Origin of the sequence: Mucilaginibacter sp. KACC 22773, assembly GCF_028736215.1 — a bacterium.
In the GTDB taxonomy this organism is placed as follows: domain Bacteria; phylum Bacteroidota; class Bacteroidia; order Sphingobacteriales; family Sphingobacteriaceae; genus Mucilaginibacter.
The window spans coordinates 4,232,913-4,255,804 of record NZ_CP117883.1 but is presented as its reverse complement, the minus strand read 5'-3'; the positions used below and the strand labels follow the sequence as shown (position 1 = coordinate 4,255,804).

The 22,892-nt window shown below is 43.7% G+C and carries 17 protein-coding genes; 15 read left to right on the top strand and 2 right to left on the bottom strand.

Annotated elements, in window-relative coordinates; translation table 11 throughout:
• Nucleotides 1–246 precede the first annotated feature (246 nt).
• The 13 genes from PQ469_RS17310 to PQ469_RS17250 all read left to right on the top strand — a co-directional run bounded on the left by PQ469_RS17310 (nucleotide 247) and on the right by PQ469_RS17250 (nucleotide 15,802).
• Complete coding sequence (locus PQ469_RS17310) at nucleotides 247–990, top strand: electron transfer flavoprotein subunit beta/FixA family protein (RefSeq protein WP_274208799.1); 744 nt, start codon at nucleotides 247–249, stop codon at nucleotides 988–990.
• 60 nt (nucleotides 991–1,050) lie between these two features.
• Nucleotides 1,051–2,028, top strand: a complete 978-nt coding sequence (locus tag PQ469_RS17305; protein WP_274208798.1) for an electron transfer flavoprotein subunit alpha/FixB family protein — start codon at nucleotides 1,051–1,053, stop codon at nucleotides 2,026–2,028.
• Between the two features lie 13 nt (nucleotides 2,029–2,041).
• Nucleotides 2,042–2,491, top strand: coding sequence for an acyl-CoA thioesterase (locus PQ469_RS17300; RefSeq protein ID WP_274208797.1), 450 nt, complete (start codon nucleotides 2,042–2,044; stop codon nucleotides 2,489–2,491).
• 10 nt (nucleotides 2,492–2,501) lie between these two features.
• Nucleotides 2,502–2,771, top strand: a complete 270-nt coding sequence (locus tag PQ469_RS17295; protein WP_090652471.1) for an acyl-CoA-binding protein — start codon at nucleotides 2,502–2,504, stop codon at nucleotides 2,769–2,771.
• Between the two features lie 357 nt (nucleotides 2,772–3,128).
• Nucleotides 3,129–3,581: a DUF2147 domain-containing protein gene (locus tag PQ469_RS17290; protein WP_090652470.1), complete on the top strand. Its 453-nt coding sequence runs from the start codon at nucleotides 3,129–3,131 to the stop codon at nucleotides 3,579–3,581.
• 29 nt (nucleotides 3,582–3,610) lie between these two features.
• Nucleotides 3,611–5,992, top strand: coding sequence for a 3-hydroxyacyl-CoA dehydrogenase/enoyl-CoA hydratase family protein (locus tag PQ469_RS17285; protein WP_274208795.1), 2,382 nt, complete (start codon nucleotides 3,611–3,613; stop codon nucleotides 5,990–5,992).
• Nucleotides 5,993–6,020: 28 nt separating this feature from the next.
• On the top strand, nucleotides 6,021–7,196 hold the full coding sequence (locus tag PQ469_RS17280; protein ID WP_274208794.1) for an acetyl-CoA C-acyltransferase: 1,176 nt from the start codon (nucleotides 6,021–6,023) through the stop codon (nucleotides 7,194–7,196).
• Between the two features lie 32 nt (nucleotides 7,197–7,228).
• Nucleotides 7,229–9,043 carry an AMP-dependent synthetase/ligase gene (locus PQ469_RS17275; protein ID WP_274208793.1) on the top strand — a complete coding sequence of 605 codons (1,815 nt, stop codon included), beginning with the start codon at nucleotides 7,229–7,231 and terminating at the stop codon, nucleotides 9,041–9,043.
• 8 nt (nucleotides 9,044–9,051) lie between these two features.
• Nucleotides 9,052–9,828: an enoyl-CoA hydratase/isomerase family protein gene (locus PQ469_RS17270; RefSeq protein ID WP_274208792.1), complete on the top strand. Its 777-nt coding sequence runs from the start codon at nucleotides 9,052–9,054 to the stop codon at nucleotides 9,826–9,828.
• Nucleotides 9,829–9,834: 6 nt separating this feature from the next.
• On the top strand, nucleotides 9,835–10,746 hold the full coding sequence (locus PQ469_RS17265) for an SDR family oxidoreductase (protein ID WP_443192811.1): 912 nt from the start codon (nucleotides 9,835–9,837) through the stop codon (nucleotides 10,744–10,746).
• Nucleotides 10,747–11,224: 478 nt separating this feature from the next.
• The gene (locus PQ469_RS17260) at nucleotides 11,225–12,430 is read left to right on the top strand and encodes an alginate lyase family protein (protein WP_274208791.1); all 1,206 of its coding nucleotides are present in this window, start codon (nucleotides 11,225–11,227) and stop codon (nucleotides 12,428–12,430) included.
• 360 nt (nucleotides 12,431–12,790) lie between these two features.
• A complete protein-coding gene (locus tag PQ469_RS17255; protein WP_274208790.1) occupies nucleotides 12,791–15,223 on the top strand; it encodes a glycoside hydrolase family 2 TIM barrel-domain containing protein in 2,433 nt (810 codons plus the stop codon).
• 216 nt (nucleotides 15,224–15,439) lie between these two features.
• Complete coding sequence (locus PQ469_RS17250) at nucleotides 15,440–15,802, top strand: cupin domain-containing protein (protein ID WP_090652463.1); 363 nt, start codon at nucleotides 15,440–15,442, stop codon at nucleotides 15,800–15,802.
• A 73-nt stretch (nucleotides 15,803–15,875) separates the two neighbouring features.
• Here PQ469_RS17250 and fbp read toward each other — a convergent pair whose 3' ends face one another.
• Together fbp and ppsA are read right to left on the bottom strand one after the other, a co-directional pair.
• Nucleotides 15,876–16,922: a class 1 fructose-bisphosphatase gene (fbp, locus tag PQ469_RS17245; RefSeq protein ID WP_274208789.1), complete on the bottom strand. Its 1,047-nt coding sequence runs from the start codon at nucleotides 16,920–16,922 to the stop codon at nucleotides 15,876–15,878.
• A gap of 29 nt (nucleotides 16,923–16,951) precedes the next feature.
• Nucleotides 16,952–19,444 (bottom strand): phosphoenolpyruvate synthase, encoded by a 2,493-nt coding sequence (gene ppsA / locus PQ469_RS17240; RefSeq protein ID WP_274208788.1) that lies wholly within the window; start codon nucleotides 19,442–19,444, stop codon nucleotides 16,952–16,954.
• A 124-nt stretch (nucleotides 19,445–19,568) separates the two neighbouring features.
• Here ppsA and PQ469_RS17235 point away from each other — a divergent pair, with 124 nt between their 5' ends.
• Nucleotides 19,569–20,486 (top strand): AraC family transcriptional regulator, encoded by a 918-nt coding sequence (locus tag PQ469_RS17235; RefSeq protein WP_274208787.1) that lies wholly within the window; start codon nucleotides 19,569–19,571, stop codon nucleotides 20,484–20,486.
• A 467-nt stretch (nucleotides 20,487–20,953) separates the two neighbouring features.
• Nucleotides 20,954–22,846: an alpha-L-fucosidase gene (locus PQ469_RS17230; protein ID WP_274208786.1), complete on the top strand. Its 1,893-nt coding sequence runs from the start codon at nucleotides 20,954–20,956 to the stop codon at nucleotides 22,844–22,846.
• The last annotated feature ends 46 nt before the right edge of the window (nucleotides 22,847–22,892 follow it).

The window sequence follows — 22,892 nt, the reverse complement described above, 5'->3', positions numbered from 1 at the left end:
ATGACCGATAGAAAAGTTCGCGAATAGATGCTTCGTTCCTCAGCATGACAGTCTTTATTTTTGATGTCATTTCCGCTTCAGAATTTCGTGAAATTTTATCACTCAGGATGACAGTCTTTTATTTTGAATGTCATTTCCTCTTCAAAATCTACGGATTTCACCAGTCAGGATGACACAAGATAGAAAAGGTCAGGGGGGAATCCCCGCCGTTTTAACAACATCAACCTAAAAAATAAAAATCTAATAATGAAAGTATTAGTTTGTATAAGCCAGGTACCGGATACCAGTACTAAAATTGTGTTAAAAAACAATAACACCGCCATCAGCAGCGATGGTGTTACTTACGTAATTAACCCTTACGATGAATGGTATGCCCTCATCCGGGCAATTGAACTAAAGGAAACCGGTATAGCTACTGAGGTTCACCTTGTAACTGTTGGTTCTGCCAATGTCGAGCCGGTGATCAGGAAAGCGCTTGCATTGGGTGGCGATGAAGCCATCCGCATTGATGCCGATAGCGATGATCCGTATGAAACCGCCGGTTATATAGCGGAGTATGCTGCCGGGGGCGCTTACGATCTTATTTTATGCGGCAAGGAATCTATCGATTACAATAACGGCACTACAGGTACCATGCTGGCCGGATTGCTGGATATCAATTACGTTGGTTTTGCAACGGGGATACAACTGGAAGGTAATACAGCAGTGGTAACCCGTGAAATAGAAGGCGGCGAGGAAACGGATGCCTGTAACTTACCCGTGGTAATATCCTGCCAAAAAGGAGTTGCGGAGGCGCGGATACCCAACATGCGTGGGATAATGGCGGCGCGTACACGTCCGTTAAAGGTTGTTGTGCCCACTAAAATAGCACCGCTTACCCAAATATTGTCTTATGAATTACCCCCAGCCAAAGCCGGGATCAAACTGGTAAGCTCCGATAATATGGACGAGCTGGTAGCATTGCTGCATACCGAGGCCAAAGTAATCTGATAGCTGAATTTTCATGTCCGCTACTTGTCGGGCATTTCTCAAACCAAAAAACTTAAAAAAATGTCTGTAATTGTATTGATAGAACATACCGGGGGAACGATTAAAAAGAAAAATTTTGAGGCGCTACACTATGCCGCACACATAGCTAAGCAAACGGGTACCACGGTAACTGCCCTTGTTTTAGGCACCGTTGCCGTTGCTGAAATGGAGAGTCTTGGTGAATATGGCGCTCAAAAAGTTTTACATGTTGCTGATAGCCGTTTAAACGAGCTGCATGCACGGGCTTACGCCGGCGCGGTGATAGCTGCAGCTCAAAAGGAGGGGAGTAAAATAATTATAACGCTTCATGACATCGGCGGCAGGATGGTTGCCCCGCGGGTGGCCGTGAAATTAGGGGCCGGCCTGGTGGCGGGTGCATTGTCGTATCCCGATACCGAAAAAGGATTTGTGATCAAAAAAGCCGTATTCTCGGGCAAGGCTTTCGCCTATGTGAATATTTTAAGCGATATAAAGGTAATTATGCTGATGCCGAATACTTTCCCGGTAGCCAAAATTGAAGGGAAGGCAGTTGTAGAGCAATTGGATGTAAGCTTTGGCGAAGAAGATTTCGGTGTAAAAGTGAAAGCTGTAAATAAAGTAACCGGCGAGGTGGCGCTTGCTGATGCCGAACTGGTTGTCTCCGGCGGGCGCGGCATGAAAGGGCCCGAAAACTGGGGAATACTGGAAGAACTGGCAAAAGAACTGGGTGCTGCCACAGCCTGCTCGCGCCCGGTGGCCGATTCGCACTGGCGGCCACATCACGAACATGTTGGCCAAACGGGCGGTACCGTACGTCCTAATTTATATATAGCAGTGGGCATATCGGGCGCTATACAACACCTGGCGGGTGTTAACGGTTCAAAAAACATTGTAGTGATTAACAAAGATCCCGAAGCTCCTTTTTTTAAAGCTGCCAATTACGGTGTTGTAGGCGATGCCATGGAGATTTTACCAAGACTGACAGCAGCCGTCAGGAAGTTTAAGCAACAGCATAAATAAAACAATAAGGGTTATGGAATTTTTTTATGAAGGCCAGGTACTATGGTCGCAAATAGATTCAAACCAGCACATGCGGCATTCTGCTTATGCCGATTTTGCAGCACAGGCACGTATAACCATGCTGGAAAACCTGGGTTTAAAACTCCCCAAACTTTACGAATATAAAATAGGGCCCGTACTGTTCCGGGAAGAATTGATTTACCTGCGCGAGATTGGGATTAACGACCTGATCCGGGTAAGCTGCGAACTTATAAGCTCGCGACCCGATGGTTCCCGCTGGGCGATAAGGCACGAGTTGTACCGGGGCGATGGCGTTAAAGCCGCAGTAGTAAATGCCGAAGGCGCCTGGATAGATATGGAGAAACGCAGGCTTGCCATATTGCCCGCAGAACTAAGCCAGATGTTTATGAATGCACCCCGGAGTAGTGATTATATTGAAGAGCGCAATACTGCCAGCAACTAATAATTAAACCATGACCGACTTAAAAGATGCCTTTGAAAAGGCGGTTGCCGAAAGCAAGCAACTGCCGTCAAAACCGGATAACGAAATATTGCTAAGCTTATATAGCCTATACAAACAGGCAACAGAAGGGGATATTAATACTCAAAATACTCCGGGTATGTTTGATTTTGTGGCCAAGGCAAAATATGACGCCTGGCTAAAACAGAAGGGTATGGCAGCCGATGTTGCAATGCAACTATATATTGATTTGGTAGCAACCCTGAAAGGCGGACAGTCTTGAGTTGGAAATCTTAAGTCAAAAATAATACTTCCGGCTTAGGACTTCAGACTTAGAACTTCCGACTTAATATTATTTAGTAGCGCAATTATCAAACAAAAGAGGCTAACTTTAATTTCCGAAATATTGACAAATGTTTCCGTCGTTTTAACCTTTGTTAAGCGTAGCATAAGCTGATATTTGTTATTATAAACCATCCCGTTAATTAGCGGGGCTAAATTATTTTAATCATTTTATAATTCTACCTGTTTCTTATTGAGAGATGGCTTCTGATGCCGGGATTACTATTTGTAAATCTGAAAATCATGGATATGCCTCAAAAAAAGAGATGGTTTTTTTGTAAAAATAATACCTGAAACAATGTCTGTATCAAAAAAACAACCTATCCGTTTTGCACTAATCCTGCTAAGTCTGCTCTCGGTAAGCGTTTGCGTAAAAGCGCAGGCAGACAGAATTGAGGGCATGTGGTATAACGATGTAAAAAGCGCTAAAATCCAGATCACAAAAGAAAGCAATGGTAAGTTTTATGGCAAGGTGGTGTGGCTTAAAGAACCCCTTAAAAACGGCAAACCAAAAGTCGACGAAATGAACGTTGACGAAAAATTGCGCACAAGGCCCCGGTTGGGCTTACCTGTTTTGGCCGATTTTGAAAAAGATGGCGACGACAAGTATACAGGCGGTACCATTTACGATCCGCTAAACGGGAAAACGTACTCCTGCAAAATAACTTATAAGGGCAAAACCTTAGATATCCGCGGCTACATCGGCATTTCGCTGTTTGGGCGTACTACAACCTGGTCGCGGGCCGAATAAATTTAGAATTTAATAAACAAGCTTTACCGATGGATGCTAAACGAATTATAAAAAAAGTTGCAGTACTGGGGTCGGGAGTGATGGGCAGCCGTATAGCCTGCCATTTCGCAAATACCGGCGTACAGGTGCTGTTGCTTGATATTGTACCTAAAGATGCCCCGCCGGACGATAAAAAAGCCCGGAATAAAATTGTTAATGATGCGCTGGATTTTACCTTAAAATCCAATCCATCGCCCATTTACCTAAAATCATTTGCCAAACGCATCACTACCGGGAATTTTACCGACGATATGCCCAAAATTGCCGACTGCGATTGGGTTATCGAGGTAGTTGTTGAGCGCCTTGATATTAAACGCCAGGTATTTGAAACGGTAGAAAAATACAGGAAACCCGGCACGCTCATCACATCAAACACATCCGGCATCCCCATACATTTGATGGCCGAAGGTAGGAGCGATGACTTCAAAAAGCATTTTTGCGGCAGCCACTTTTTTAACCCGCCCCGGTATTTAAAATTATTGGAGATCATCCCCATAAAAGAAACATCGTCAGATGTGGTTAACTTTTTGATGGACTATGGCAGCAAGTACCTTGGCAAAACCACCGTTTTGGCTAAAGATACCCCGGCATTTATAGGCAACCGCATTGGGGTGTTCAGCATCATGAGCGTGCTGCAATACGTAGAGAAAACCGGTATGACGGTGGAAGAGGTTGATAAGCTAACCGGGCCGGTAATAGGTCATCCTAAATCGGCAACGTTCCGCACCAATGATGTGGTGGGCTTAGATACCATGGTACACGTTGCCAACGGCCTTTATCAAAACGCCCCGGATGATGAAGCAAGAGAACTGTTTAAGGTGCCATCATTTGTAGATGGCATGGTGAAAAACAACTGGCTGGGCAGTAAAACAGGCCAGGGTTTTTATAAAAAAGAAAAAGTTGACGGCGTAAACCAGTTTTACGCGCTCGATTTAAAAACGCTGGAATATAAGCCCTCTCAGAAAGTGAAATTCGCCTCGCTGGAAACTACTAAGGCAGTTGACAGTCTCCCGGCCCGCCTCAAAATATTAATCGCTGCAAAAGATAAAGCCGGTGATTTTTACCGGGCAACGTTTTACGAGTTATTTGCTTACGCCGGCAATCGTATTCCCGAAATAGCCGACGAGCTTTATAAAATAGATGCAGCCACAAAGGCCGGCTTTGGCTGGGAAATGGGCCCTTTTGAAAAATGGGACGCGCTGGGTGTTGAAGATACCGTAAAAGCCATGGAAGCAGCCGGCAATAAACCTGCCCAATGGGTATATGATATGCTGGCCGTAGGCGCAAAAAGCTTCTACAAAATTGAGAACGGTAAACACTTGTATTACGATATTCCGGCTAAGGATTATAAAATAATTCCGGGAACCGAAGGACTTATTTTGCTGGATACCATTCGCGCTACAAATACCGTATGGAAAAACAGCGGAACCACCATTACCGATATTGGCGATGGTATATTAAACCTTGAGTTTCATACTAAAATGAATACCATCGGCGGCGAGGTAATTGAAGGCATCAACAAAGCCATTACCCTTGCCGAAACCAGCTACAAAGGCCTGGTAATATCAAACGAAGGTGCCAATTTTAGCGCCGGGGCAAATGTAGGTATGATATTTATGATGGCGGTTGAACAGGAGTTTGATGAACTGAACATTGTAGTGAAAACCTTCCAAAATACCATGATGCGGATCCGTTACTCATCCATCCCGGTCGTGATAGCCCCTCACCAGATGGCTTTGGGTGGTGGCTGCGAAATGTGCCTTCATGCTGATAAAGTGGTAGCCCATGCCGAATTGTATATGGGCCTGGTTGAATTTGGCGTTGGTTTGATACCGGGTGGCGGTGGAACAAAAGAATTTGCCCTCCGGCTTTCAGACGAGTTACAGGAAGGCGATGTTGAACTGAATAATTTCCGCGACCGGTTTTTAACCATTGGCCAGGCAAAGGTGTCCACATCGGCCTATGAGGCTTTTGAGTTTGGGTACCTTAAAAAAGGTAGGGATGTGGTAGTGGTATCGCGCGACAGGTTGCTTGCCGAAGCAAAACAACAATGCCTGCAAATGGCAAATGAGGGATATGTACAGCCTATTCCGCGCAGCGATATCAGGGTATTGGGCAAGCAGGCCCTTGGCCTTGGATATGTGGGCGCCAATACGATGTATAGCGGCAACTACATTAGCGAACATGACGTAAAAATATCCCAGAAGCTGGCCTATGTGCTTTCGGGAGGTGATCTGTCTCAACCCTCGATAGTAAGCGAAGAGTATTTGCTTGGCCTGGAGCGCGAAGCCTTTATTTCGCTTTGCGCCGAAAAGAAAACGCTTGAGCGGATACAATCCATTTTAACAGGTGGAAAAGTGTTAAGGAACTAAGTTTTAATAAGTATAAAATATAGATAAAATGAACGCATACATAGTGGCAGCCAGCCGCAGCGCTGTTGGAAAAGCTACCCGGGGTGGATTTAGGTTTACCCGGCCGGATACGCTTGCCGCAGATGTTATCAGGCAGTTAATGGCATCGGTGCCTAATGTTGATAAGGAGCAGATAGACGATGTGATTGTGGGTAACGCTACCCCCGAGGCCGAGCAGGGTTTAAACGTAGCCAGGCTTATCTCGTTAATGGCATTGGATACCGATAAAGTACCCGGCATGACGGTTAATCGCTACTGCTCATCCGGCCTGGAAACTATCGCGATAGCTTCGGCAAAAATACACAGCGGCATTGCCGATTGCATTATTGCAGGCGGTGTAGAAAGCATGAGCCTGATTCCGATGGGCGGCTGGCGCGTTGTGCCAAATGCCGATGTTGCCCTGGCACATCCTGATTATTACTGGGGGATGGGCCTTACAGCCGAAGCCGTGGCAAAAGAATATCGTGTTAGCCGCGAAGAGCAGGATCAGTTTGCCTATAACTCCCACCAAAAAGCCATCAATGCCATCAAATCGGGCAAATTTAAAGATGAAATAGCCCCGGTAAATATAGTGGAAACTTATGTTGACGAAAGCGGGAAGAAAAAGACAAGGGAGTTTAAGGTAGATGTTGATGAAGGGCCGCGTGCCGATACATCCATTGACGCCCTGGCCAAACTAAAACCTGTATTTGATGCAAAAGGGATGGTTACAGCCGGTAATTCATCGCAAACAAGCGATGGTGCAGCCTTCGTTATGGTGGTGAGCGAACGGTTTTTAAAAGCGAATAACCTTAAACCAATTGCAAGGCTGGTTAATTATGCTGTTGCGGGTGTGCCGCCACGTATTATGGGAATAGGGCCATTGGTAGCTATACCCAAAGTATTAAAAATGGCCGGGATGAAACAGCAGGATATTGACCTGATAGAATTGAATGAGGCATTTGCATCACAGTCATTGGCTATTATTAAAGGGCTGGAGCTTAATCCCGACATAGTAAATGTTAATGGCGGCGCTATAGCGCTTGGCCACCCGCTTGGCTGCACAGGGGCCAAGCTTTCGGTTCAGCTTTTTAATGAATTAAAAAGACGTGAAAAAAAATATGGTATAGTTACCATGTGTGTAGGCACCGGGCAAGGCGCAGCGGGTGTATTTGAATTACTATAAAGGGCAACCTTTATTAAAATAATTGTTGCAATATGGAACGCGCGACAAGATTATTTGACTGCATAGACACCCAGGCCAAAGCGCCCAGGGCGAATTTTTTGAATGCAAAACAGAATGGTTCCTGGAAATCATACAGCACAAAAGAGGCGCACGATATGATTTACCAGTTATCTGCCGCTTTGTTGGAACTGGGCGTTTCGGCCGGTGATGGCACTACCGAGGGGCGCGATAAAATTGGATTGATCAGCAACGGTAGGCCCGAATGGGTAATAACCGACCTGGCAGTGCAGCAAACCGGTGCCGTATTGGTCCCGTTATATCCTAATACAGGCACCAGGGATATTGAGCAGATACTAAACGAGGCCGAAGTTAAATACGTATTTGTAAGCAGTAAAGATTTATGCGATAAGGTTAAAGAGGTATATTTAAATATACCATCATTAAAAGGCATTTATACTTTTGATGATATAGATGGCTGTATGCATTGGGGCACATTACTTAAACCTTTAAAGGAAGATGACCTGCAAAAAATAAAGCAAGTCAGCGATCAGATTACCGAAAATGATATCGCGACCATCATTTATACGTCAGGTACTACCGGCCGCCCAAAAGGGGTAATGCTTACCCATAAAAATATCATGAGCAATGCGGCAGCATCCGGCGAAGTGCTTGCCCGGATCCCATTGAAAGAAAAATGTGTTTTGAGTTTTTTGCCACTCAACCACATTTTCGAAAAGATGTGTACCTATGTTTATCTCTTCAACGGTTTTTCTATTTACTACGCCGAAAATATGGATACCATTGGCGCAAATTTGAAAGAGGTAAAGCCTTCTCTTTTTACAGCTGTTCCGCGTTTGCTCGAAAAAGTGTTTGAAAAAATCATGGTCGAGGGCCAGAAACTAACCGGTATTAAAAGGACTATCTTCTTTTGGTCGGTAAAACTGGCCGAGGCATATGAGATTAATGGCAACAGCGAGTGGTATAAAATTAAGCTTGCCATAGCCGATAAACTGGTATTCAGCAAGTGGCGTAATGCTATAGGTGGAAATATAAAAGCGATAGTGGTTGGCAGTTCGGCCTGTCCTATTAAACTGGAGCGGATTTTTACTGCGGCCAATATCGTTATTTTAGAAGGCTACGGGCTTACCGAGACTTCGCCGGTAATTGCTGTTAACCGGTATGAAAAAAGCGGCAGAAAATTTGGGACCGTTGGCCCCTTGCTTGACGGTGTGCAGGCCAGGATAGCAGCCGATGGCGAAATCCTTTGCAAAGGGCCTAACGTTATGGCCGGATATTATAAAAATCCGGAGCTTACCGCTGAGGTGATAGAAGACGGCTGGTTCCACACCGGCGATATTGGCGAACTGGATAAGGATTCCTTCCTGAAGATAACCGATCGCAAAAAAGAGATCTTTAAAACATCCGGCGGCAAATATGTTGCGCCGCTACCCATCGAAAATAAAATGAAAGAAAACTATTTTATTGAACAGATGATGGTGTGTGGCTCGGAGAGAAAATTTGTTTCGGCATTGATTGTACCTTCTTATACGCATTTAAAACCCTGGTGCAAGCAACACGAGATCTCGTTTTCATCCAACGGGGAACTAATTAAAGATACCAGGGTGATTGAACTGTACCAATCAATTATCAATAAATACAATCCCGAGTTTAACCATGTTGAACAGGTAAAAAAAATAACCTTGCTTCCGGATGAATGGTCGATAGATAGCGGCGAGCTTACACCAACCGGGAAAATGAAACGGAAGGTGATAGCCGAAAAGTACAAAGCCCAGATAGATAAAATGTATCTCAGCGAAGTGAGTGATAACCCAACCCTTGTAAATTGATTTAGCAGATGAGCACATTTCAAACAACCATACAGGATAAACTTGTTGTAATTACACTTGACAGGGGGCGTTCAAATCCTATCAATCATCAGATGGTTAAAGAACTGACTGATTGTATCCACAAACTCGAGAATGATGACAATGTGGGCGGCGTGATTTTAACCGGTAAGGAAGGCTTTTTTTCATCCGGTATTGATTTGATAGAGGCTTATGATTACGATCAGGAACAAAGCCGCGGATTTTGGATCGACTTTTTAGTGTTGCAAAATACGCTAACAGCTTTCAGGAAGCCAATGGTTGCTGCCATAAGCGGTCATAGCCCGGCCGGAGGCTGCATATTAGCTATTTGCTGCGACTACCGGGTAATGGCTGCAGGGAAATTTGTCATCGGGTTAAATGAAATTCCTGTGGGCATTATTGTTCCTGATAGTGTTTTTAATTTGTATTCATTCTGGCTTGGCCGGCGCAAAGCCTATCAATATTTACTGGAGGGCAAGTTGCTCCAGGTAGATGAAGCATTGGAAGCGGGTTTGATTGATGAAATTAGTGCACCGGATAGCTTGATGAATGCTGCAATAAAGAAGATAACTGTTTATATGAAACTGAACCCCGTTACCTGGAGTGAAAGTAAGCTGAATTTGCGTAAGCAGTTGATAAGTAAATTAAAGACCGATCAAACCCGTACTTTAAATAAGATGCTGGAGCAATGGTGGGCACCTGCAACCAGGCAGGGCCTGCAAATGATGATCCAGAATTTAAAAGCAAAAAGTGCACCCGCAAACTAATTGATGATGACAGATCCTTCAACTCCCGATAATTCTAAAAGCCCTAATCCCGCAATTGCCGGTGGTATGTTAAGGGATGATGCTTTGAAAGGTAAAACCATCATCATAACAGGAGGCGGCACCGGTTTGGGTAAGGCTATGGGCACTTATTTTTTGCAATTGGGCGCCAACCTGGTTATCACCAGCCGCAAACTGGATGTACTGCAGCAAACGGCTGCCGAAATGGAATCAACAACTCACGGCAAGGTATTGCCAATAGCCTGCGATGTACGAAAGTATGACGAAGTTGAAAAGATGTTGCAACAGGCCATTACAACTTTTGGCAGGGTAGATGTATTGCTGAACAACGCGGCGGGTAATTTTATTTCGCCGACCGAACGCTTGTCGGCAAACGCGTTCTCGGCCATCATCGATATCGTGTTAAAAGGCTCGGCCAATTGCTCATTGGCTTTGGGCAAATATTGGATCGGTGAAAAAATACCGGGTAACATACTGAATATTATTACCACCTATGCTTTTACAGGTTCGGCTTATGTGGTGCCCTCGGCCTGTGCCAAGGGTGGCGTGCTGGCCATGACCAGGTCGTTAGCCGTTGAGTGGGGCCGGCACGGCATCAGAACAAACGCCATTGCTCCCGGTCCGTTTCCAACCAAAGGAGCCTGGGAACGTTTACTCCCGGGGGACATGGCTCAGAAATTTGATTTTAAAAACCGGGTACCCCTTAAACGTGTAGGTGAGCACCAGGAGCTGGCCAACCTGGCCGCTTTCCTTGTGTCCGATTTTTCAGCTTATATCAATGGCGAGGTAATTACCATAGATGGCGGCGAATGGCTGCAGGGTGCCGGCCAGTTCAGCGCACTCGAAATGATACCTGCCGAAATGTGGGATGAAATTGAGAAATCTACCCGCTCGGCATAGTTACTATCGGTAACACTAATAATTTAAGGTAAAGCCTGGCTTGCTTAACCGGCAGCGCCACACGTCCTACGAAATCGCTTTTAAAAGGAGGCACCTGCGGAGCCCGGCTTGCGGATTTTCTTGTGCTATAAACACCCGACTCCTCCGGAGTCAATCATAAACCAACCACTCCCAACTCCAGCCGAGTTACATGTTTATAGCGAAAAAATATCTCGTTTTTGGCTCCGTAGGAGCCTCTTGTTTTTTCTTAATTTCAAAAGAGATGCCACACCCGTGCATCTATAATGTCTGTAACATGATAGCGCGTTCTTGAAAAACCAGGGCCTCCCCACTAAATTTCAGACAAACAGCTTATTATAAAACGTATCTCCATCGTTTTCGTAAATAAATACTCCCCAACTAAATTTTTGAATGGTTTTTATGCGGATGTTTGATTTAATCCCATTTGCCAATAAACTGAAAAACTTAATTTATTGATATGCCTAAGAAATTGTTTTCCGCGCGATACCTCATCGTTGTTTTAATTATGGCAGGTGTTAATGCCTCCGCTCAAAACAAAAAGGTAAGCGGGTTCCTGCTACAGAATGAACAGCAATTATCCGTCTTAAAAAAACAATACCAGGCCAGTGATACAGCTATCAGCAACCAAATTAAATCGTTGTTAGCCGATGCTGATAAAGAGTTAGCGGCGGGCCCATATTCGGTAACTTTCCATAAAACCAGGGTTGCGCCAAGCGGTAATCCGCATGATTATGTTAGCCAGGCCCCTTACTGGTGGGCCGACCCGTCGAAGCCGGATGGCAAGCCCTACATTCGCAAAGATGGCGAACGCAACCCCGAAATATACCTGCTGCACGACGATTCGCAATTAAATGACTTATGCCGGGCTGTTAAAAAACTGGGGTTTGCCTACTATTTTACGGGTAACGAGCTGTATGCCCAGAAAGCGTCGGGGCTGATTCGTACCTGGTTTATTGATACCGCCACAAAAATGGCCCCCAACTTTAACTATGCCCAATATATTCCGGGCATTAATGATGGCCGTGGTATAGGTATAATTGAAAGCCGTGCGCTGGCTGTTATTCCGGATGCCCTTGCCATGATGCAGGGTAGCAAAAGCATAACAGCCAATGTTAAAACAGGTGTAAAGCATTGGTTTGCCGAATATTTGACATGGCTGCAAAATAGCAAAAACGGGAATGAAGAAAGGCAGGCACGCAACAACCACGGCACTTTTTACGATGTGCAGGTAGTTGATTTCGCCCTTTTCACCGAAAACGACAAGTTGGCAAAGGAAGTTCTCCAAAACCGGACTATCGCCAGGATAGATACACAATTTACAGCCGAGGGCCGCCAGCCATTAGAACTGGAGCGTACGCGGTCATGGAGTTATTCGAACATGAACCTGACCGGCTGGAGCATGCTGGCTACACTTGCAGACCGGGTGGATATTGATTTATGGCATACCGAAAAACAGGGGAGGGGAATTAAAAAATGTATTGAATGGATAATGCCGTACTTATTGAAACAAAAAGACTGGCCGTACAAACAAATAGAACCTATTAGTTATGGCGAAACATTAACCATTTGCAGCCTTGCTGAGGAAAAATACCCGGGGATTGATTTTAATAAGGTTTTTGCAATGTATCCTCGTCCAAGGCCGTGGGGAGATGACCATCATTAAGTTTAATAGCTACAACCAGGGTAAACAGATCTAAATAGTTAACGACGATAAGCTGTCATTTAATAATAGCTAACAGAATAAGCTTATGGCGTCGGGAAGATATAAGCATCAAACAATACCTTGTTTGTATTGCCTGGTCCTGGTAAAATGATCAAGGTGCCGAAGGGACATGTATTGGCCGGCAACAGGCACCAATATTTGGATGAGCCTAAATCGCGCGATGAGTTTAGTGTTAACCATGATTAAAAATAACATATTGATTATCAGGTAATTGTAAATTATTTATCTGAAATGTGTTAAGTTATGTTAACCCAATTAGATGCGTTTGCCATGTAGCGGAACGCTCATTAATATATGAGGATGAAAAGAATTATACTGTTTGTTGGCATTTTATTGATAAACCTGGTTACAAACGCCCAGCAAAAAATACGGCTGAATAATAGCTGGGAATTTTTAAAGCAGGATATAGGCAGCATATGGGAAACCGTACGACCGCTGACTAAAGACGGGCCGGACAATTACCCCCTATGGCAAAAGGTAACTTTGCCCCACTGTTTTAACGCCCGTGACGCTGTTGACCCAACGGGAAATTACTACCAGGGGCCCGGCTGGTACCGCACCCGGTTAAACATTAACAATCCATATAAAAACGGGCGCACGCTGTTGTTTTTTGAAGGGGCAGGCCAAAAAACCGATGTGTATGTTTACTCCACAAAAGTGGGCGCTCATGCTGGCGGTTACGATGAATGGTTTGTTGATATTACACAAGCGGTTGAAGATTTTAAAAAAACAGATGCCTTCGCTAAACAATTTAAAGGAACTATACCCATCGAAATACGTTGTGATAACTCGCGCGATGTGGAAAGTATCCCCTCGCAACTATCTGATTTTGATGTTTTTGGCGGTATTTACCGATATCTCGATTTGGTTTATCAACCCGCTCTGGGCATCGATAACTTATTTGCGAGCGTGGTATTAGATAAACAATATAAAACCGGTACAATCGATGTTCAGGCTACATTTTACAACCCCGATCAGGTAAAAAAAGCAGTCGGGAATATTAAAATAACCGATGCCTTGGGTAAAACGGTTGCAGAAACTGTTTACAACATTGATGTTGATAATGATGGTGCTGTTCCTGTTGGCAAATTCAAAGTTAATAATCCGCATTTATGGTCGCCCAATGATCCCTACTTGTATGAGATCACGATAGATGCTGGTGGATATACGCGAAAGGAAAAAATAGGTTTCCGCGATTTCTTATTTGCCGATAATGGCCCGTTTTACTTAAATGGCAAGCGGCTGTTACTTCGCGGCACACACAGGCATGAGGATCAATCGGGTGTGGCGGCAGCTATGACCGACAGCATGATGTACCAGGAAATGCGGATGATAAAAGAGATGGGAGCCAATTTTATCCGGCTTGGGCATTATCAGCAATCGCGTATTATTTTAAATTTATGCGACAGCCTGGGTTTATTCGTATGGGAAGAAGAGCCCTGGTGCCGCGGCGGATTGGGTGGAAATAAATATAAGGAGCAGAGCCGCCGTATGCTAACTAACATGATCCACCAGCATTACAATCACCCCTCGATAATTTTATGGGGACTGGGTAACGAAAATGATTGGCCCGGCGACTTCCCGGAGTTTGATAAAGCTAAAATCAGGGCGTTTATGAGCGAGCAAAATGATTTAGCGCATAGGCTTGACCCATCCCGCAAAACAGTTATTCGCCGGTGCGATTTCTGCAAGGACATTCCGGATATTTATTCGCCCACCATATGGGCCGGCTGGTATAAGGGAAAATATACAGAATACCGGAAATATAGTGAAGATGAGTTTAAGAATGTAAAGCATTTTTTTCATGCGGAATGGGGCGGCGACAGCCACTCGGGTCGTAACTCGGAACTCGCAGACAAGGCTTTGGAAAATATCAGGAATAGCGCCGGAATAATTGACACTACACTCTTCAATAAATCGGCCGAACTTTTAAAAAACGCTGATTGGAGCGAGAATGCCACCTGTAACCTGTTCGACTGGACATTGAAGGAGCAGGATACTATGCCCTGGCTAAGCGGATCGGCGTTTTGGGCGTTTAAAGATTTCTCCACCCCGATAAGATTTGATAACCCGCTGCCTTACATGAACCAGAAGGGCGTGGTTGAAAGTGATTTGACAAAAAAGGAAATTTATTATTTGGTTCAGTCCTATTGGGCGGATAAGCCTATGGCGCATATCTACGGGCATAACTGGCCCGTTAGGTGGGGCGATGATGGTGAATTGAAAATGGTAAAAGCCTATTCAAACTGCAACGAGGCAGAACTATTTGTGAATGGCAAAAGTTATGGCATCAAAAAGCGTAACAGCCAGGACTTCCCCGCCGCCGGTTTAAGGTGGATGGTTCAATTTAAGAAAGGCAGAAATGAGCTTGTCCTAAAAGCCCGCACGGGACGTGTTACCGTTACTGATACGGTATCACAAGTATATCAAACCGAAAAATGGGGCAAACCGGCTAAACTGAAGCTGGAAAAAATTACAGAAAGGAATGATTCTGTTACCATACAAGCAACATTATTGGATAGCAAAGGTGTATCATGTTTGGACGCGGTTAACTGGGTCAGTTTTTCGTTAACCGGGAATGGTACGTTGCTGGATGATTTGGGTACTTCAAAAGGATCGGCAAAATTGCAGGCTATTAATGGCCGGGCTGTTATTAGCATAAAAACCAATAAAGGCAATAGCGTTGTTAGTGTACAATCGCCGGGGCTGCAAACTGTGTTTTTAAGCCTTTAAATAACAGCGTATATGGTGTGTTGTTAAAATTAGTTTAATGGATAGCCCCGGCCGTTTTACTCCTGAAAAATCAGGATGATTACCTATAAACAGTTTTTTAAATTTTTAGCGCCTAACTAAATCGTTTGCGTAGAAATATTAAGGCTTATGTGTGAAGTTTAGGGGATTTGAGTGTAATATTGATTTTTACAGCTATCTGCCGCTAAAACATTTACCATGATACAAAGTAATCTTTTTCAATATAATGAAGCAACCGATTGGAAAACCGTTGGGGATGGCGTACAACGGCAGGTGTTTGGTTACGACGACAAAGTTATGCTGGTTAAGGTAAAGTTTGAAAAAGGTGGCTGTGGCGTGTTGCACAATCATGCGCATTCGCAGGTTAGTTATGTAGAGAGCGGCGTATTTGAAATGACCATAGATGGCACAAAAAAAATAATACGCAAGGGCGATGGTTATTATATCCCCCCGTATTCTGTGCACGGTTGTGTTTGTTTGGAAGCAGGTATGCTTATTGACGCCTTTGGCCCATGCCGTTGGGAGTTTGTTGACCATGACCACCGGCGATACACGCTATAGTTAACTTATCACCTTATTATTTGTAGCGAAACAAGATAGGGGGCGATAGCCTCCTTAGCTCATATTGTAATTTTTAAACATCAAGCGCATAGCCGTTGAGTACTTTACGCGCCTCCTGGTGAAACACCCGCATAAATTCTTCGGCTTTTTCAACCATTAACCGCGATCCGATAAAGATGGGAGAGCGCTGATGCAATTCATAAACCTCCAGGTCGAGGATGCGGTTTGTTCCGTCAGATGCTTTTCCGCCGGCCTGTTCCATGATGAAGGCCATAGGGTTGCACTCATATACCAAGCGCAATTTTCCCTTGGGAGATGCCGATGTATAAGGATAGATGAATATGCCGCCTTTGATTAGATTTCGGTGAAGATCGGCCACCATCGAGCCCGTATAGCGGGATGTATATGGCCGTGATGTATTTTTATCCTCTTCCTGGCAGTATTTGATGTACTTTTTAACACCCTGCGGAAAGTGGATATAATTACCCTCGTTTATTGAATAAATGGTCCCGCTTTCGGGGATTGTTAAATTGGGATGCGACAGGCAAAACTCGCCGATTGAGGGGTCGAGGGTAAATCCGTTAACACCTTTTCCGGTTGTATACACCAGCATGGTAGATGAGCCGTATATAATATAACCGGCGGCCACCTGGCTGGTGCCCTTTTGTAAAATGTCTTCCACTGTTGCCGCTCCGGAAACCGAAGTCCTGCGGTAAATTGAAAATATAGTCCCAATCCCCACATTGACATCAATATTCGAAGAGCCGTCCAGGGGATCTATCGCGACAACATATTTGGCGTTCTTTGAAATTTCCGAATCGATATTAATGTGTTCGTCATTTTCTTCAGATACTATCATACAACATTCGCCCCCGCTTCGTAGCGCGGCTATAAATTGTTCATTGGCATAAACATCCAGTTTCTTTTGGCTCTCGCCTTGCACATTTACCGTACCCGAATCGCCAAGTATGGAGGCAAGCCCCGCTTTATTAATTTCGCGGTTCACAATTTTTGCGGCAATTGCAAGGTCTCTTAATAATCTCGATAATTCTCCTTTTGCATAAGGGAAATCTTTTTGTTTTTCGATAATAAACTGGCCTAAGGTCTTAATTTCATTCATGGTAAATGGATAATGGTAGTGTTTGAAAATTAAAATAAACTATTCGCTGTTAAATTCTGTAATTCGATGAGTTGTTGAGGTAAGGTGATCTGTTTAAGCTTTATCTCTTGCTCAATCTGGCCAATAGCTTTAACTGTTTTCATAAAAGAATCAGGGGTTACCGAAATAGAATCTATACCTTCTTCAACCAAAAACTGGGCAAAGTCCGAAAAATCGGATGGCCCTTGCCCGCAAATGCCCACTTTTACGTTCAGCTTTTTAGCAATGCGGATCAAATGGGATATCATCATTTTTACCGCCTCATTTCGTTCGTTATATAAACCCGCTACTAATGATGAATCCCTGTCGAGCCCTAAAACAAGTTGCGTCAGGTCGTTCGATCCAATCGAAAACCCGTCAATATGTTGGGCAAATTGCGCGGCCAGTATCACGTTAGATGGAACTTCGGCCATTAAATAGACCTCCAGCTTGTTTTCGCCTCGTTTTAGGCCAAACTCGTCCATCGTATTATAAACCATTAACAGTTCATCAACCGTGCGGCAAAAGGGGATCATGACTACCACATTGTCAAGGCCCATTACCTCCCTTACCTTTTTAATGGCTTTACACTCCATTCCAAAAGCTTGTTTGTATGCTGTAGAATAATACCGTGATGCCCCTCTCCAGCCAATCATCGGGTTTTCTTCAACGGGTTCAAAATACTTACCTCCCGGCATATTGAAATACTCGTTGGTTTTAAAATCCGAAAACCTTACGATAACTTTATTAGGGTAAAATGCCGCTGCTATTTTGGCAATCCCGTAGGATAGTTTTTCGATAAAGAAATCCTCACCGCTTGCGTACCCTTTTGTTATCCCGGCAATGTGCTCTGTTAATGCTGCATCGTTTAACTCGGTGTGCTTAAGCAGGGCAAGGGGATGAACTTTGATATAATTGTTAATGATAAATTCTTCCCTGGCAAGGCCCACCCCCTTATTGGGGTAGCAAGCGTATTGAAAAGCCATCTCTGGCGAAGCCACATTCATCATTACCGGGGTTGTTATTTCCGGCAAGTCAGCCAGGTTTTGTTCGATTTTTTTAAAAAAGACTAAGCCGTTATAAATGATACCAGCCTCGCCTTCGGCGCATGATGCTGTTATTAGCTGACCTGTTTTCAATATATCGGTCGCATTTTCGCAACCTACTATAGCCGGTACGCCCAATTCGCGCGCTACAATTGCAGCATGGCACGTTCTGCCGCCTTTATTGGTAATAATAGCAGCGGCCTTTTTCATCACGGGTTCCCAGTCGGGATCGGTCATGTCGGTAACCATGATATCCCCAGGCAGAAAATTAATCTCGTGAATATTTTGCTTTTCGAGGCCGTTAAGTAAATGCACCCGGCCCGAAGCTATTTTGTCGCCAACGGCAATGCCTTTAAGCAACACCTTTTCATGGCGCATTTCATCATCTATTTTAAATTCAATAACAATGCCCGCGGTTTTCCTTGAATGTATGGTTTCTGGCCTGGCCTGTACTATAAAAAGTTCCCCGGAGTTTCCGTCAACAGCCCATTCCACATCCATAGGGCACCACCGCCCTTTAAGCGCCGAATAATAATCTTCGATGATCACCACCCATTTGGCCAACTGTAAAATCTGGTCATCGCTGAGGCAAAATTGTGTACTGTCATTAGATGATGTTTCTACCACCCGCACTCTTTCCTGTATGGTATCGCCATAAATCATTTTTTGGTGCTTGGTGCCTAATTTTTTTTCGATAATTGCGCGGAAGCTTTCTTTTAATAAGGGCTTGAATACAATATATTCATCCGGGTTTATCGCCCCCTGCACTATCATCTCACCAAGGCCGTATGATCCGTTAATTACCACTGCATCTTTAAATCCGCTTTCGGTATCCAATGAAAAAGCAACACCGGAAACACCAAGGTCGGAACGAACCATTTTTTGAACGCATACAGAAAGGCCAATCTGAAAATGATCGTATCCGAATGCCTTTCTGTAGCTAATTGCCCTATCGGTAAACAGAGAGGCAAAACAATTTTTCACGGCCACCAGGAGGCTTTCGGCCCCGCTGATATTTAAAAAAGTATCCTGCTGACCGGCAAAGGAGGCATCCGGAAGGTCTTCGGCAGTAGCAGACGACCGAACGGCTACATCTACATTATTTTGATTATATTGCTGGCTCAGCTTTTTATATCCTTCAATTATCTGGGATTCCAGAACAGGTGGAAATTCGCCGCTGCATATAAGGCTACGAATACTGGCACCGCATTGCATCAACGCTTCCAGGTCGTCTATATTAGTTTCATCAATAATCTGCTTTATAATTTCATCAAGTTTATTTGATGAAATAAAATGATAGTAAGCAGCAGCTGTGATAATAAATCCATCGGGAATATTAATGCCAAAGCCGCCAAGGTTTTGCAGCATTTCGCCAAGCGAGGCGTTTTTGCCACCTACAATGTCAATATCATCAATTGACGCTTCAGTTAGTTTGAGGATAAATTTTTCTGTTTTCATAAACAATTGCGTTTGCTCAAAATTATCCTGCTAAAATTTAGCTTAATTTGTAAATGTTAATCATAACTGATACTATATTAACCAATAATTGTTATTGGTAGTGCAAAGTGGTTAGAACTGTACAATGGAAACTCATTTTTATTCATTTTTTAAGCAACAAAAAAATTCGTTAAGCATAACGGAGGCTAACAGGTATCATGCTTTAAATGATTTTCATTATCATGTAGAAACTGAACTCATTTATATTATTGAGGGTGAAGGGACGCTATTGCTTGGCGATAAATTAATACGGGTATCGGGCGATACGTTAATATTAATTGGCAAAAACACACCGCACATGTTTAAGTTTGATACTTTCACTTACCAGGATGATTTGATGCAGCGTGGAAAAATTCCGTTACAAGTGCAGTTATTAACACTGCATTTTGACCCCAATATTTGGGGCGATGCTTTTATGAAACTCCCTGAAAACGAAACGATGGCCCGGCTTTTCGTTGAAGCTGTAAAGGGGTTGCATATTGAAGGCGAAGAAAAAAGAAACGTTATTGAATTGATGTCGAAATTAGTGAATGCCCCGGTTTATGAACATTTTTCAATTCTGATTAACCTTTTTAATAGGATTGCCATTGGTAATGAGCACCAGTTTTTAACAGAAACGCCCGACGCAGATACTTTTAATAAAACTGACGAAAAACGGCTATCTAAGATATACATATACACGTTAAATAATTTTACGAGAACTATAAAGCTAAAGGATGTTGCTGATATTGTTTATATGTGCCCGAATGCTTTTTGTCGTTATTTTAAACTCCGCACCAATAAAAGTTATTTCGAATTTTTAATTGAAATCAGGATTGACTACGCGTGCAGGTTACTGCGCGAAAAAGATTACAGCACCACTGTAATCTGCTATAATTCGGGCTTCGGCAACCTTTCAAATTTCAACAGACACTTTAAGGCCCTCACCGGAAAAACTCCATTAGAATACCGCAGAAATCCAGGTAGCCCGTTGGCTGCATTCCCTTTTGTCAAAGTCAATTGATGGTTCTTTATTGACATGAAAAATCCCGATTGGGTAAAAAGCGATGAGTGAATTTGCACAAACACCTACAGCAATCAACCAATTTGTTTTGTTCAACGCTCATTAATTCCTAACTAAATCGTTGGAGTGAAAATATTAAGGCTCATTTGTAAAGGGTGACAGAATTGAGTGTATCTTGAGTTTTAAAGCTATCGGGCGTTGAAATATTATGGCAAATGGCGGTATGTCTGGTAAGTATTTTTTGCATGTTAATTACACATGAAAAATATTACAAATCAATCTGGTACCATGAAGCCCGGTGCATGTATTATTATAAAGTAGTAGTTATCCGGATACTGCTTATGCCAATGAAAACTAATAAATAAACCAGGCGAACGTATTACTATCGCTCAAAACAAAAAAGGGTTATGCGCAGCTTTAATCTTTTGTCGGTAAGGCGTACCGTGAAGAGGTTTCAACAAATATCAATGATGATCAGAAAATTTGCGATAGCCGTATACTTTCTTGCCACAATATTAAATACAAGCCTTGCCTTTGCCCAGGATAAAGGCGATGAGGATAAAACGATGGCAAATGAGGCCAGGGATCGCGACAAAAAAGCCATTGACAATGCTGTAAATGGTTGGTGGACGGCAAGCATGAAAACTCATGATAGCAGGGTAAGCTGGTGGCGCGATGCCCGGTTTGGTATGTTCATTCACTGGGGCATTTATTCATTACCCGGCGGTGAATGGAAAGGTAAACGCATAGATGGTTATGCCGAGCACCTGATGCGTAAACAAAAGATTCACCGCGCCGAATATCTTGAATTGGCCCATCAATTTAACCCGGTAAAGTTTGATGCTGATAAATGGGTTAAAATAGCCAGGCGGGCCGGTATGCGCTATTTAATTATCACCGCTAAACATCACGACGGCTTCGCGATGTACAACTCCAAAGTGTCTGACTATAATGTTGTAAAACAAACGGTCTGGAAACACGACCCCATGGCCGACCTTGCCGCTGCATGTAAAAAATACGGACTGAAGTTTGGCTTTTATTATTCGCATGCCTTTGATTGGGAACATCCTGATGCACCGGGCAATGATTGGGATTATAAAAATCCCGGCGGCGACCTGAATCTGTATGGCGGGCGCGACTGGTATGATCTTCATCCCGAATTGTTACCTAAGGCTGTAAAGTATGTTGATGAAAAAGCAATTCCGCAAATTAAGGAACTGCTAACCACTTATCACCCGGATATCCTATGGTTTGATACGCCGCAAAAGCTCCCACTGTCCGAAAATATCCGCATCCTGCAAGCCATCCGCGAAACCGACCCAAATGTTGTGGTGAATGGCAGGCTGGCGCGGGCCGGCAATAACTTAAATATGGGCGATTACAAAAATACTTCCGACCGCCCTGCCGAATTCTTTCCCGTTGACGGCGATTGGGAAGCTATCCCCACTACAAATGAATCATACGGTTACTCAAAATTTGATAAAAGCCACAAGCCCGTTGGCTTTTTTATACAGCTGCTGGCCGAAGCTGCTTCGCGTGGTGGTAATTTACTAATGAATATTGGCCCTACGGGCGATGGGGAGTACGCGCCGGAGGATGTAGCTATTTTAAACGGCATAGCCGGATGGATGGATAAAAATTCAGAAAGTATATATAAAACCACCAAAACACCTTTGCCTTTTCAAAGCTGGGGTGTATCTACCCGTAAAGGGAATCTTTTATTCCTGCATGTATTTAAATGGCCAACGGATGGTAAAATCATGGTAGGCGGTTTAAAAAGCGATATTAATAAGGCCTATTTGTTAACCGATCTATCAAAAAAAGAATTACCGTTTCAACGTATCAATCCGCTGGATATAAGCATAACCATTCCATCAAAAGCTCCCGATACCATAAATACTGTTATTGTGCTGGCCACAAAGGGCAATATTGAAACAGACACTGTACGATTATTGTCGGGTGGTGATGGCACAAACCGTTTGCTGGCTTTTGACGCTGAACTAACAGGTAAAGGTTTTGGTTTTGGCGATGGTAAAGCGGGTAAATATTATCTGGATGGCTGGAGTAAATTGGATCAGTCAATTAAATGGAATTTCAGGCTTTTAAAACCCGTCACGTATAAAATTACGATAAAATACCTGGCTGATGCCAGCGATGCGGGCACGTTTGAATGCACGGTAGACAGCCTTGTTAAAAAGGGCGAGGCTTTATCGTCTGAAAAAGATGAAATTAAAAGTTCATCTCTGGGAGAGATGACCCTGCCTGTCGGCGTGCATACACTACAGATCATCCCAACTACAATAACCAAAAACAATCTGATGAAAATTTTAGAGATCCAATTAACGCCTCTTAATAACTAAATGATGAATAAAAAATATACAATCGCATGCCTTTTATGTGCGTTTT